Raw genomic sequence first — 12,709 nt, 5'->3', positions numbered from 1 at the left:
ATAAGTCATACTAATTAAGAGCGAAGCACCCATGTCTCCCATTCGAATTGCCATTGTCGGCGTCGGAAAGATCGTGCGCGATCAGCATCTGCCGGCGCTTGCCAAGAATGCCGACTATCAACTGGTCGCCGCGGCGAGCCGCCATGGAACGGTCGATGGCATCGACAATTTCAAGTCGATCGAAGCGATGCTCGACGCGGTATCGTCGATCGAGGCGGTTTCCCTCTGCATGCCGCCGCAATACCGCTATGAAGCGGCCCGCACCGCGCTCGAGGCCGGCAAGCACGTCTTTCTCGAGAAGCCGCCGGGCGCGACCTTGAGCGAGGTGGCGGACCTTCAGGCGCTGGCCGAGGCGAAAGGGCTTTCGCTTTTCGCGAGTTGGCATTCCCGCTATGCGCCGGCGGTCGAAGCCGCCAAGGCCTTTCTTGCTTCGACGACGATCCGCAACGTCAAGATCATCTGGAAGGAGGATGTCCGGCACTGGCATCCGAACCAGGAATGGATCTGGGCTGCCGGCGGGCTCGGTGTCTTCGACCCGGGGATCAACGCCCTGTCGATCATCACCCATATCCTGCCGCGGCCGATCTTCATCACCTCGGCCACGCTCGAATTTCCCGAAAACCGCGACGCGCCGATCGCCGCCTCGATCGCCTTCAGCGATGCCCAGAAGCTCGACGTTTCGGCCGAGTTCGATTGGCGCCAGACGGGCAAGCAGAGCTGGGATATCGTTGCCGAGACCGAGGCCGGCGAGATGATCCTTTCCGAAGGCGGCGCCAAGCTTTCCGTCAACGGCAAGATTGCCCACGACGAGCCGGAACAGGAATATCCGATGCTCTACCGGCGTTTCGCCGAGATCATCAAGGAAGGCAGGTCGGACGTGGATCTATCGCCGCTCCGGCACGTCGCCGATGCCTTCATGCTCGGCCGGCGGAAGTTCGTGGAAGTATTTTACGACTGATGGCCGGCTGCAGCTTGCTTTGCCATGGCCGCTGATTGGCGACCTTGTTCACCCCTCCCCAACCCCTCCCCACAAGGGGGAGGGACTTACCGGGCCGCGCCTTCTCCCCTTATCTCACCGTTTGCGCCAGCCTCAGAGGCTGATGGGGGCACGACGGTACGGCGGGCACCAAAGCCCCTCGCCCTTGTAGGCCCTTGTGGGGAGGGGTTGGGGAGGGTTATCTCGGCCTGACATGGATCAAGCCTTCTTCTCCCACCGGCCGTCGCGGTTCTGCTGCCAATAGGTGAGGTCGTGTCCCTCCCCCTTCAGCCGCTTCCACTGGCCGCGCGCCGACTCGAGCTGTTGCTGGTCGTAGCCGTCGAACATGAAGACGACCCGCTCGTAATCGGAGAGCGGTGGAGGCTCTGCGCCGTCGACGAGGAAGCGCACGGTCGCCCCGTTCTGATTGCCATCACCGGCGACGATCAGGATCGGCTGCTCGGCGGCGAACTCGCCCGCATCCGTCCCGTGCGGCAGGAAGCTGTCGTCGCGATAGATCCAAAGATGCGTGTCGAGCGCGTCGCGCCTTTCCGCGTCGGCCGTCTGCACCACCACCCGCCAGCCGCGCTCGATGCTCTTGTCCAGCAGCGGCGGCAGGGCGTCCTCGAGTTTCGATTCCGTCAGGTGGTAGAAAAGGATTTCGGTCATGCCGATCTCTCCCGGACACCATCAGGATTCGTAGTTTGCCCGGACCAGCTCGTCGAGGAGGCGCACGCCGAAGCCGGAGCCCCAGGACTGGTTGATTTCATCGGTCGGCGATCCCATGGCCGTACCGGCGATGTCGAGATGCGCCCATGGCGTATCCTTGACGAAACGCTTCAGGAACTGCGCCGCCGTCACCGAGCCGCCGTGCCGCCCGCCGGTGTTCTTCATGTCGGCAAACTTGCTGTCGATCATCTTGTCGTATTCCTTGCCGAGCGGCATGCGCCACAGGCGCTCGTGCGTCGTCGTGCCGGCCTTCAGCAACTGCTCGGCGAGGCGATCGTCGTTCGAAAACAGGCCGGCATAATGATTGCTGAGCGCCACCATGATCGCGCCGGTCAGCGTCGCCAGATCGATCATCGCCTTCGGCTTGAAGCGATCGTTGCAATACCAGAGCGCGTCGCAGAGCACGAGCCTGCCCTCGGCATCCGTGTTGATCACCTCGATCGTCTGGCCGGACATCGACGTCACGATATCGCCGGGACGCTGCGCGCTGCCGTCCGGCATGTTCTCGACGAGCCCTATGATGCCGACGGCATTGACGCTGGCCTTGCGGGCCGCCAGCACATGCATGAGACCGGTCACGGCGGCCGCACCGCCCATGTCCCCCTTCATTTCCTCCATGCCGGAAGCGGGCTTGATCGAGATGCCGCCCGTGTCGAACACGACGCCCTTGCCGATGAAGGCGAGCGGCTTGTCCTTCGCCTTGCCGCCCTTCCATTGCATCACGACGAGGCGCGGCGGGCGGGACGATCCCTGGGCGACGCCGAGCAGCGCGCCCATTCCGAGCTTCTTCATTTCCCGCTCGGTCAGGGTCTCGACCTCGACGCCGAGCTTCTCCAACTCCTTGGCGCGCGCCGCAAACTCCACCGGACCGAGCACATTGGCGGGCTCGTTGACGAGGTCGCGCGCCAGGAAGACACCCTCGCCGATCGACTGGACGGTGGCGAACGCCTTCTTGGCCGCAATGACCATGCCGGTGACGATCGTGACCTTCACGACTTTCTGAGCGGACTTCGATTCGTCGTCGGACTTGCGCGTCTTGTAGCTGTCGAACGCATAGGCGTTCATTTCCATGCCGAGCGCGAAGTCGGCGGCCGCCTTGCCGGTGACGTCAACGCCCGGTGCATCGAGGAAGATCGTCGCCTTGTCGGCGGAACGGAGCTTCGCCGCCGCGGCACCGCCGGCCTTCAGCCAATCATGGCTCGTCAGGGCCGCCGCGTCACCAAGGCCGAGAAGGATGATCCGGTCCGCCGGCGAACCGTGTGGCGCAACGATGTCGAGGGACGACAGCGCCTTGCCGCTGAACTTGCCGATCTTCGCCGCCTTCGGCAGGACGCCCTCGGGATCGACGACGGCGACACCAGCCGGTTCTTTCGCACCCGCGACCTGCAGGAGGACTGCCGAGCCCCCCGCCGGGCGGTGGGATTTGCTGAACGTGAACTCGAACTTCATCGGCATAAAGAACTCCGGAGATTTCTGGTGAGCTTCGGTCTGGCTGTTACCGGACGGCTACAGTGGCGGACATTCGCGACGTCGGCCATGTTCAAAACCGTGGCGTGCACCCTTCTCGCTTTTGAGACGCTTGGCAAGATGCCCGCACATGTTTACATGCGGTTAACCGCAGTTCTTCGCCTTATATTATCCCTGTTGTTCGAGACTCTGAGTTTCGATGCAGGAAACGGAGACCGGTTCGGCCGACCCGCGAATACGAGGCCCGTATACGCATGGGCGGCTTGAATGAAGAGCAGGATTTAGGTCGGAAACGGGTATGAAGCTGATCGAACGCTACATCTTCCGGCGCGCCACGATCATGTTCCTGGCAACGCTCCTGCCGCTGCTCGGTATCGTCTGGACCACCCAGGCGCTGAGCAACGTCAACCTCGTCACGGACAGCGGCCAGTCGATCTTCGCCTTCCTCAAGCTTGCGACACTGATCCTGCCTTCGGTCGTTCCGATCATACTGCCCTTCGCGCTGCTGATCGGCGTCACCCAGACGCTGAGCGTGATGAACACGGATTCGGAACTGACGGTGCTCAACGCAGCCGGCAGCTCGCGCATGTCGGTCATCCGGCCGGTGATTTATCTCGCTGTCGGGCTGAGCGTCCTATCCTTTGTCATCGACAACTTCGTCGAGCCCTATTCGCGTGTTGCAGTGCGCAAGATGATTGCGACGGCGCATGCCGACCTGCTTTCCTCCGTCGTGCAGGAAAACGCCTTCCGGAGGATCACCGACGGGCTTTACGTGCAGGTCGCCGCCCGACGCAGCGGCGGCGTTCTGCATGGCATCTTCGTCGCCGATTCGCGCAACCCGAATTTCGAGCTCGTCTATTATGCACGCGAGGGCGCGGTCGACGAGGAGCGCTCGGCGCTGGTGATGAAGGACGGCGAGGTGCATCGCAAGTTGCCGGACGGCGGCGTCTCCGTCATCAAGTTCGATTCCTATGCCTTCGACCTCACCGACATGACCAGAACGGCGGGCGAGGCCACTATCCGAGCCAAGGATCGAGACCTCTTCTATCTCATTGATCCCGATCCGAACGATCCGTCCTACAAGCGCTCGCCATTGGCCTTCACGGCAGAACTGCACCGCCGCCTCTCCGAGTGGACCTACCCGCTGCTCTTCGGATTGATCGCACTCGTCGTCAGCAGCGATGCCCGCTCGCACCGGGAGGCGCGCGTGCATCCGACGATCAGCGCGGTGGGTGCGGCTCTCGTTATCCGCTGGATGACCTTCTACGCCGGCAACAGTGCGGAAGATTCCATCTGGTTCGTACCGCTCATGTATCTGGTGCCCTTGATGACCGGCGCCTTGGCGATTCGCCAGCTCGCCAGCAACCGCCGCCTCGACATTCCCATGACCTGGAAGGAAAAGCTCACCGATCTCATGCTGCGGCTTCGGCTCGTGCGGCCGGCCGGCGCCGACGGAGAACAGGCGTCATGATCCTCAGCACCCTCGGACGTTATTTCTTCAAGCGTTACATCGTCACGACGTTCTGGTTCCTGGTCGGCATCTTTGCGCTGATCTTCATCATCGATTTCAGCGAACTCGCCAGCCGTATGTCGGCCCTGCCGCACTACACGGTGAGCGGCGCACTGCTGATGACGACGTTCCGAATCCCGACGATCCTCCAACAGACGGTTCCCTTCGTGGCGCTCTTTTCCGCGATGGCGGCACTGATTTCCCTCAACCGACGCTACGAGTTGGTCGTCACCCGCGCCGCCGGCATTTCCGTGTGGCAGTTCCTGCGGCCCTTCGTGCTGGGCGCGTTTCTTGTCGGCGTCCTCGCCGTCGTGGCGCTCAATCCGCTTGCCGCCTGGGGAACGAAGCGGGCCGAGGCGCTGGAGGCGGAATGGGGCTCCTCCCGCTCGGCGCAATCCAGTTCGATACCGTGGCTCAGACAGATCTATGACGGAACGGACACGATCATTGGCGCCCGCTCCGTCCAGAACGGCGGCACGGAGCTCATCAACGTCACCGTCATCCACTTTGATCCACAGGGAACGATCACCCTGAGGCAGGATGCGAAGTCGGCGAAACTCGAAGATGGTTACTGGCTGCTTAACGGGGTCACCGAAAGCGGCAACGGACGCCTGCCCCGACGACTGGAAACGGTACAACTTCGCACGAATCTGAAGGCCGATTTTGTCCAGGAACGCTTGGCGAAGGCTGATTCCATTCAGTTTTTCGACCTGCCGCACAAAATCGAGGTGGCCCGGTCCTTCGGCTTCTCGACCGACGCCATGGAAACGCAGCTTCACTCGCTGCTGTCGCTGCCGCTGCTTCTCGTTGCAATGACTTTGATCGCCGCTTGCGTCTCTTTGAAATTTAGCCGGTTCAACCAATCACGCTCGGTAATTCTCGGTGGCATCCTGTCAGGCTTCGTGCTTTATGTCGTCACCGTGCTTGTCAAAGCATTCGGGAGCAGCGGTATTGTGCCTCCGTTCGTTGCAGCCTGGTTGCCAGTTGTTGTAGCGATGGCGCTGGGCTCGACGATTCTATTGCATCAGGAGGATGGCTAGTGGCGGCAGGCAACCGCGGACCTGTGAAGCTTACCAACGCCGCCCTTCTTGCGGGCGTGGCGTTGCATGCGCTTGCCATCGGAATGCATGCGCCGGCCATGGCGCAGGACACCACGACCCGAATCGATGAGCTGCAGCCGAACATCCCGGCTGACGCGAAGCTCCTGTTGACCGCCAACGAGCTGGTCTACAACCGCGACACGGAAATCGTCACCGTGCGCGGCAACGTGCAGATCGAATATGGCGGCTACAAAATGGTGGCCCGCCAGGTCGACTACAATCAAAAGAGCGGTCGCATCCTTGCGACCGGGGAAGTCCAGCTGATCGAGCCGGGCGGCAATGTCGTCTATGCCGACAAAATGGATGTCACCGATGATTTCGGCAACGGTTTCGTCACCGCGTTGCGAATCGAGACGACCGACCTGACCCGGCTCGCAGCCGAAAGCGGCGAACGGCGCAATGGCGAAGAGTTCATCCTGAACAAGGCCGTCTATACCGCCTGCACGCCGTGCTCGACCAAGCCGGAGCACCGTTCGCTGTGGCACATCAAGGCGCAGCGGGTCGTTCAGAATGGACGCACACGCACGATTCGGCTGGAACACGCCTATTTCGAGCTGTTCGGAAAACCCATCGCCTACATACCGGTGATGGAAATCCCCGACCACACGGTGAAGCGCAAGAGCGGCTTCCTCTTCCCGACATTCCGCTACGCGCAGAAGCTCGGCGCAGGCGTCGGTATCCCCTATTACTGGGCGATCTCGCCCTATATGGACGCGACCGTCACCGCGACCGGCTTGACGCGCCAGGGCTTCCTGCTCGAAGGCGAGTTCCGCCAGCGGTTCCACAACGGCATGCACACGCTGAACGTGGCCGGCATCAGCCAGATGGACAGGGATCAGTTCACGCCCGGAACCGTCGACGCGCAAGAAACCGCCCGCGGCATGGTGGCATCCAAGGGCCGGTTCGAGATCAATCCGCGCTGGACCTTCGGCTGGAACGTTCTCGTCCAATCGGACAACAACTTCGCCAAGACCTACGACCTTTCGTCGTTCGACGGCACCACCTATGTCAATCAGGCCTATCTGTCCGGCCTCGGCAAGCGCAACTATTTCGACCTGCGCGCCTTCTATTTCGACATCCAGGACGCCGATCCGGACAGCATCGCGGAAAACCAGCAGCCGATCGCGCAGGTCCTGGACTATTCCTACACCGCGCCCGAGCCGGTCCTCGGCGGAGAGCTCAACGCCGACTTCAACTTCACGAACGTCAAGCGCAACCGGCTGGACCGCGACACCACTGTGTTCGGTGTGGATCGCTTCCGCGGGCTCGAGGGCAGTTCGCACCGCCTGACCGGCGAGCTCGAGTGGAAACGGACCTTCATCGCGCCCGGCGGGCTGGCGCTGACACCTTTGCTTGCGGCGCGCGGCGATGCCGTGGGCGTCAATGTGGACGACCCCATCGGCTACACCGGCGCGTTCACGAGCAGCGATGCAGTGACGCGGGGCATGCTCACCGCGGGTCTCGAGGCGCGCTATCCGATCCTTTTCGCCGGTGAAACGAGCAGCCACGTGCTGGAGCCGATCGCACAGCTCTACGCCCGGCCGAACGAACAATATGCCGGCGCACTGCCGAACGAAGATGCCCAGAGCTTCGTCTTCGATGCCACCAACCTCTTCGATCGTGACAAATTCTCCGGCTTCGACCGTATCGAAGGCGGAACACGCGCCAATGTCGGCGTGCGTTACACCGGCAGCTTCGACAATGGCTACGGCCTGCGCGCCATCGCGGGGCAATCGTTCCACCTCGGCGGCGTCAACTCCTTCGCGACGGACGATCTCGTCAAGGTCGGCGCAGACTCGGGCCTGGAAAGCGACCGGTCCGATTATGTGGCGATGTTCGGCGTCGACGCTCCTTCCGGCTTGATGGCGAGTCTTTCCGGCCGCCTGGACGAACAGGACTTGAGCCTGCGCCGCGCTGACGCGACGGTCGGCTATCTCGGCCTGACATGGCAGGCGGCGTTGACCTATACGCGGATCGAGGCGCAGCCGCTCTACGGCTCGGCGTTCGACCAGGACGAGATCCAGTCGGCAGCCGCTTATCGGTTCCACGACTTTTGGTCGGTGTTTGGCGCGGTGACCTATGACATCAATGAAGGCGTCGTGACCCGCCATGGCCTGGGACTGACCTATGACGATCAGGACACCCTGTTCTCGATCGTCTACAAGTCGGAGCGGGATACGGACAGTACGGTCGCCAACGACTGGTCGATTGGTGCCCGCATCAGCTTCCGTACGCTGGGCGACATCAATGTGGGCGAGACCAGATTCGAAGAGCTGGACTACTTCTGAGACGTTCCCCGTTCCCCCCTTCAATCGTGAGCGCCATCTCGTGGCCCACATAAATGCGGCGCGATCGATTGATCACGCGCTCTTGTCATTGTTTAGCCGCATGTATTATGCATTTCCCACAAATTGATAGTGGGAAGGCGGTCGGTTGAGGCTGTGGCAACGGCTGCGAGCAATCGACGCGGGATGAGCGGGGATTGATCATGGGCGGGAAAATTTCGATCGTGAGGGCGCTCTCCGCGCTGGCGGTCGCCGGGGTGCTGAGCATTGCTTCTGGTGCAGCCGTTCAGGCTGCCAGCGGTGTGAAGGTAATTGTCAACAGTACCGTTATCACCTCGGGTGATATCGCCAAGCGCGTGGCGTTCCTACGCCTGCAGCGCCAAGGTGGCGGTGCAGCCGAAGCCGAGAAGCAACTTGTCGACGAGGTCCTGAAGCGTGCCGAGATCGCCCGCGTCCAGCAGTCGGTCAGCACCCAGGAGGTCGACGCCGCCTATGCGCGATTTGCCGCCGGCAACAAGCTGTCGACTGAGCAACTCGGCAAGATTCTCGATCAGTCCGGCGTCGGCATCGAGCATTTCAAGCAGTATATTGCCGTCCAGATGAGCTGGCCGCGGGTCGTCAACTTCCGCTATGGCAGCGCCAGCCGGCTGTCCGGCGGCGACCTGGTCAAGCGCATGATGGAAGGCGGCGGCAACAAGCCGGTGACGACGGAATACTTCCTGCAGCAGGTCATCTTCGTCATCCCGGAATCGAAACGCGGCGCGATCACCGCCAAGCGGCAGGCCGAAGCCAATGCTTCGCGCTCGCAGTTCCCCGGTTGCGAGACGTCGAAGGCTTTCGCAGCGAATTACCGTGACGTATCGATCCGCAGTCTCGGCCGCGTGCTTGCCCAGCAATTGCCGGAGGATTGGAAGCCGCTCGTCGAAAAGGCGGGGGACGGCACGACGACCGGCACGCGAGTCACCGAAAAGGGCGTCGAATATCTGGCAATCTGCAAGAAGCGCCAGGTCAATGACGACGCCGCCGCCGAAGTTGTCTTCCGTGCCGAGGACATCGGCAAGAAGAAGGCCGGCGGCGAAGATCCGAACAGCGAGAAATATCTCGAGGAGCTGCGCTCCAAGGCGCAGATCGTCAACAAATAATACGGGCTATCATGAGCGAGACGAGCGGCAGGCCGATCGCCCTGACGATGGGTGACCCGGCCGGGATTGGCCCGGACATTACTCTTGCCGTTTGGGCAAGGCGGGAGGCGCAGGCAACTGCGCCTTTCCTCTTCATCGGCGACCCTTCGGTGCTTTCGGCGCGCGCCAGGGTGCTCGGGCAACCGGTGCGGATCGAGGAGACCGATTGCCTCAACGCAGCCGCCGTCTTCGCAAACGCCCTGCCGGTATTGCCGATCCGTTGTGCCGCGCCCGTGGTCGCCGGCCAGCCGAGCGCGGAGAATGCCGCTGCCGTAACCGGTGCGATCGATACCGCCGTGCGGCTCGTCATGGCCGGTGAAGCCTCGGCCGTAACGACCAATCCCATCGCCAAGGCCGTACTCTACGAGGCAGGTTTCCGCTTCCCCGGCCACACCGAATATCTCGCCGATCTGGCGGAGAAGGCGACCGGAGCCTCCCTTCTGCCGGTGATGATGCTGGCGGGGCCGAAGCTGCGCGCCGTCCCGGTGACGATCCATATTCCGCTCAAGGATGTTCCCGCCGCCCTGACGCCGGATCTGATCTACCGGACCTCTACGACGACCGCCGCCGATCTGAAGAGCCGCTTCGGGCTTACGGCGCCGCGTCTGGCCATTGCGGGCCTCAACCCGCATGCCGGCGAAGGAGGCGCGCTCGGGCTCGAGGACGATCAGGTCATCCGTCCGGTGATCGACCGCCTTCGCGCCGACGGTCTCGACGTCGTCGGGCCGCTTCCGGCCGACACCATGTTCCACGATCGGGCAAGACAGACCTATGACGTGGCGATCTGCATGTATCACGATCAGGCTCTGATCCCGGCCAAGGCGCTCGGCTTCGATGACAGCGTCAATGTCACGCTTGGCTTACCCTTCATCAGAACCTCGCCGGACCATGGCACTGCCTTTGCGATCGCCGGCAAGGGCATTGCGCGCGAGGACAGCCTGCAGGCGGCGCTGCGTCTTGCCGCGGAACTGGCAGCCAATGCCGGGAAGGTGCCGCGCTGATGGCAGCACTCGACGGTCTGCCGCCGCTTCGCGACGTCATCCAGCGCCACGGGCTCGATGCGAAGAAAGCGCTCGGGCAGAATTTCCTGCTCGACCTCAATCTCACCCAGAAGATCGCCCGCACGGCCGGCCCCCTCGAAGACGTCACCGTCATCGAAGTCGGCCCAGGCCCCGGGGGGCTGACGCGCGCCATCCTGGCGCTCGGCGCCAGGAAGGTCGTGGCAATCGAACGCGACCCGCGCTGCCTGCCGGCACTTGCCGAAATCAGCGCCCACTATCCCGGCCGGCTCGACGTCGTCGAAGGCGACGCCTTGAAGGTGGATTTCGAGCGCCTCGCCGAGGGACCGGTGCGTATCATCGCCAACCTGCCCTACAATGTCGGCACGCAGCTTCTCGTCAATTGGCTGCTGCCCGAGCGCTGGCCGCCCTTCTGGCAGTCGATGACGCTGATGATCCAGCGGGAAGTTGGCTTGCGGATCGTCGCCGGCGCCGACGACGATCACTATGGCCGCCTCGGCGTCCTCTGTGGCTGGCGCACCAAGGCGCGCCTGGCCTTCGACGTGCCGCCGCAGGCCTTCACCCCGCCTCCGAAGGTGACCTCCACGGTCGTGCATCTCGAGCCGATCGACAATCCGATTCCATGCGCGGTCTCGGCGCTCGAGAAGGTCACGCAGGCGGCCTTCGGCCAGCGCCGCAAGATGCTGCGCCAGAGCCTCAAGTCGATCGGCGGCGAAGCGCTGCTCGGCAAGGCAGGCATCGACCCGCAACGGCGGGCCGAGACGCTGACGGTCGAAGAGTTCTGCCGGCTGGCGAATTGCCTGTTGGGGGAAAAGGTACCGCGATCCGGGGCCGCGCCCCTCAGAACGGGTTTTCCGTCAGAAGACCGTTGACGAATTCGAACAGGCCAGGGCGCCGGTCGCGGCGCAGTCGCTCCGCTTCGATGATCGCGCGCACGGAAGAGAAGGCGCGGTCGAGATCGTCATTGAGGACGATATAGTCGTATTCGCGCCAGTGCTCGATCTCCGCGCGCGAATTGGCGAGCCGCGTTGCGATCACTTCCTCGGTATCTTCGGCGCGCCGATGCAGGCGCGACTGCAGTTCCGCCATGGACGGCGGCAGGATGAAGATCGACACCACGTCGCCGGCCATCTTTTCCTGCAATTGCTGCGCACCCTGCCAGTCGATGTCGAAGAGCATGTCGCGCCCGTCGGCCATCGCGGCCTCGACGGCGTCGCGCGGTGTTCCGTAGAAATTGCCGTGCACCTCGGCCCACTCGAGCAGCGAGTCCGTCGCCCTCAATGCCTCGAATTCGCGGACGGTCTTGAAATGATAATGCCGCCCCTCGATCTCACTCGACCGCTTGGCGCGCGTCGTGACACTCACCGAAATGGTCAGTTCCGGATCGGCCTCGAGGAGATTGCGCGCGATCGTCGATTTTCCGGCGCCTGAGGGCGACGAGATCACAAGCATCAATCCGCGACGGGCGATCCTGATGGGCGAAGCAGTCGCCGATTTCATGTCTTACTCCAGATTCTGAACCTGTTCGCGGAACTGGTCGATCACAACCTTCAATTCGATGCCCGCGGCCGAGACGGCAGCGGCGTTCGACTTCGAGCAGATGGTATTCGATTCCCGGTTAAATTCCTGTGCAAGGAAGTCGAGCTTGCGTCCAACGGGGCCGCCTTTCGTCAAGAGCTCGCGGGCGGCGGCAATGTGCGAACGGAGCCGGTCGACCTCTTCCCTGAGATCAGCTTTGGTTGCAAGCAGCGCGACCTCGGCATGCAATCTTTCACGGTCGATGGAAGATGCGTTGTCCATGATCAACGCGACCTGCTGCGCCAACCGGGCGGCAATTGCCGGAGCGCTCCGTGACGGGTCCTTCTCCACCGTCGCCGTCAGCTCTTCAATGCGGTCCACCTGCGCCGCCAAAACCTTTTCGAGGGCCGCCCCCTCGTCCTCGCGCATGGCCATCAGGTCTGCCAGCGACAATTCCAGCCCCTTGACGATATCGTCGTCGCGGGCGGCGCGCTCAGTCTCGCTTTCCTCCGGTTCACGCAGATCGATGATGCCTCGGAGCGACAGCAGCGTATCGAACCTGAGCGGCGCCGGGTCGACGAGGTCGCCCAATTGCTCGCGTAGTTTCAGCACGGCATCCAGGGCGCCCCGGTTGATGACGGCTTCGACGGCCGTCTCGCCGCCGCTGACAGAGAGAGCGATCTGCAGATTGCCGCGCGAGAAATATTGCGGAGCAAGACGCCGGCAGTCGGGCTCGAAACGTTCCAGCCCCTGCGGCAGGCGCAGCCGTACATCGAGTCCCTTTCCGTTGACGGAGCGCAATTCCCAGGCCCAGCGATAGCGGCCGCTGCTCCCCTCTCTCCTGGCAAAGCCGGTCATCGACTGGAGCGGCATGGTTTCCTCCATTCGCTGCTGTGTGCGCTCCTTGAATCGCATGCTGATTCA

At 62.9% G+C, this 12,709-nt stretch carries 11 protein-coding genes; 7 read left to right on the top strand and 4 right to left on the bottom strand.

All coding sequences use genetic code 11. The annotated features are described in order from the left end of the window. Positions 1 to 31 precede the first annotated feature (31 nt). Positions 32 to 958 (top strand): Gfo/Idh/MocA family protein, encoded by a 927-nt coding sequence (locus NGR_RS15815; protein WP_012707480.1) that lies wholly within the window; start codon positions 32 to 34, stop codon positions 956 to 958. Between the two features lie 237 nt (positions 959 to 1,195). Here the strand turns inward: NGR_RS15815 and NGR_RS15810 are convergent, their stop codons facing one another. Together NGR_RS15810 and NGR_RS15805 are read right to left on the bottom strand one after the other, a co-directional pair. Next, positions 1,196 to 1,645, bottom strand: coding sequence for a DNA polymerase III subunit chi (locus tag NGR_RS15810; RefSeq protein WP_012707479.1), 450 nt, complete (start codon positions 1,643 to 1,645; stop codon positions 1,196 to 1,198). A 21-nt stretch (positions 1,646 to 1,666) separates the two neighbouring features. Continuing rightward, the gene (locus NGR_RS15805; protein ID WP_012707478.1) at positions 1,667 to 3,160 is read right to left on the bottom strand and encodes a leucyl aminopeptidase; all 1,494 of its coding nucleotides are present in this window, start codon (positions 3,158 to 3,160) and stop codon (positions 1,667 to 1,669) included. Positions 3,161 to 3,470: 310 nt separating this feature from the next. Here NGR_RS15805 and lptF point away from each other — a divergent pair, with 310 nt between their 5' ends. The 6 genes from lptF to rsmA all read left to right on the top strand — a co-directional run bounded on the left by lptF (position 3,471) and on the right by rsmA (position 11,139). Then, complete coding sequence (lptF, locus tag NGR_RS15800; protein WP_012707477.1) at positions 3,471 to 4,643, top strand: LPS export ABC transporter permease LptF; 1,173 nt, start codon at positions 3,471 to 3,473, stop codon at positions 4,641 to 4,643. Then, complete coding sequence (lptG, locus tag NGR_RS15795; RefSeq protein WP_012707476.1) at positions 4,640 to 5,722, top strand: LPS export ABC transporter permease LptG; 1,083 nt, start codon at positions 4,640 to 4,642, stop codon at positions 5,720 to 5,722. Before lptF ends, lptG begins: the two co-directional genes overlap by 4 nt. Next, positions 5,722 to 8,070 (top strand): LPS-assembly protein LptD, encoded by a 2,349-nt coding sequence (locus NGR_RS15790; protein WP_012707475.1) that lies wholly within the window; start codon positions 5,722 to 5,724, stop codon positions 8,068 to 8,070. The genes lptG and NGR_RS15790 overlap by 1 nt, the downstream gene beginning before the upstream one ends. A 194-nt stretch (positions 8,071 to 8,264) precedes the next feature. Then, complete coding sequence (locus NGR_RS15785) at positions 8,265 to 9,209, top strand: peptidylprolyl isomerase (RefSeq protein ID WP_193377898.1); 945 nt, start codon at positions 8,265 to 8,267, stop codon at positions 9,207 to 9,209. Between the two features lie 11 nt (positions 9,210 to 9,220). Then, entirely contained in the window at positions 9,221 to 10,249 is a 1,029-nt protein-coding gene (pdxA, locus tag NGR_RS15780) for a 4-hydroxythreonine-4-phosphate dehydrogenase PdxA (protein WP_012707473.1), read from the top strand. Continuing rightward, positions 10,249 to 11,139, top strand: a complete 891-nt coding sequence (gene rsmA, locus NGR_RS15775; RefSeq protein ID WP_012707472.1) for a 16S rRNA (adenine(1518)-N(6)/adenine(1519)-N(6))-dimethyltransferase RsmA — start codon at positions 10,249 to 10,251, stop codon at positions 11,137 to 11,139. Before pdxA ends, rsmA begins: the two co-directional genes overlap by 1 nt. Here rsmA and gmk read toward each other — a convergent pair. Together gmk and NGR_RS15765 are read right to left on the bottom strand one after the other, a co-directional pair. Continuing rightward, entirely contained in the window at positions 11,108 to 11,767 is a 660-nt protein-coding gene (gmk, locus tag NGR_RS15770) for a guanylate kinase (RefSeq protein WP_012707471.1), read from the bottom strand. The genes rsmA and gmk overlap by 32 nt on opposite strands. 3 nt (positions 11,768 to 11,770) lie before the next feature. Continuing rightward, positions 11,771 to 12,658 carry a YicC/YloC family endoribonuclease gene (locus NGR_RS15765; protein ID WP_012707470.1) on the bottom strand — a complete coding sequence of 296 codons (888 nt, stop codon included), beginning with the start codon at positions 12,656 to 12,658 and terminating at the stop codon, positions 11,771 to 11,773. Positions 12,659 to 12,709: the final 51 nt, after the last annotated feature.

The organism is Sinorhizobium fredii NGR234, from assembly GCF_000018545.1.
Lineage (GTDB): Bacteria > Pseudomonadota > Alphaproteobacteria > Rhizobiales > Rhizobiaceae > Sinorhizobium > Sinorhizobium fredii_A.
The sequence above is the reverse complement of the archived record's forward strand: the minus strand, read 5'-3'. Positions and strand labels throughout refer to the sequence as shown.

What these genes read in the sequence shown, in the direction of transcription:
- NGR_RS15765 (WP_012707470.1), bottom strand. Translation starts at nt 12,658, where the DNA reads ATGCCGCTCCAGTCGATGACCGGCTTTGCCAGGAGAGAGGGGAGCAGC.
- NGR_RS15815 (WP_012707480.1), top strand. Translation starts at nt 32, where the DNA reads ATGTCTCCCATTCGAATTGCCATTGTCGGCGTCGGAAAGATCGTGCGC.
- NGR_RS15810 (WP_012707479.1), bottom strand. Translation starts at nt 1,645, where the DNA reads ATGACCGAAATCCTTTTCTACCACCTGACGGAATCGAAACTCGAGGAC.
- pdxA (WP_012707473.1), top strand. Translation starts at nt 9,221, where the DNA reads ATGAGCGAGACGAGCGGCAGGCCGATCGCCCTGACGATGGGTGACCCG.
- lptG (WP_012707476.1), top strand. Translation starts at nt 4,640, where the DNA reads ATGATCCTCAGCACCCTCGGACGTTATTTCTTCAAGCGTTACATCGTC.
- NGR_RS15805 (WP_012707478.1), bottom strand. Translation starts at nt 3,160, where the DNA reads ATGCCGATGAAGTTCGAGTTCACGTTCAGCAAATCCCACCGCCCGGCG.
- lptF (WP_012707477.1), top strand. Translation starts at nt 3,471, where the DNA reads ATGAAGCTGATCGAACGCTACATCTTCCGGCGCGCCACGATCATGTTC.
- rsmA (WP_012707472.1), top strand. Translation starts at nt 10,249, where the DNA reads ATGGCAGCACTCGACGGTCTGCCGCCGCTTCGCGACGTCATCCAGCGC.
- gmk (WP_012707471.1), bottom strand. Translation starts at nt 11,767, where the DNA reads ATGAAATCGGCGACTGCTTCGCCCATCAGGATCGCCCGTCGCGGATTG.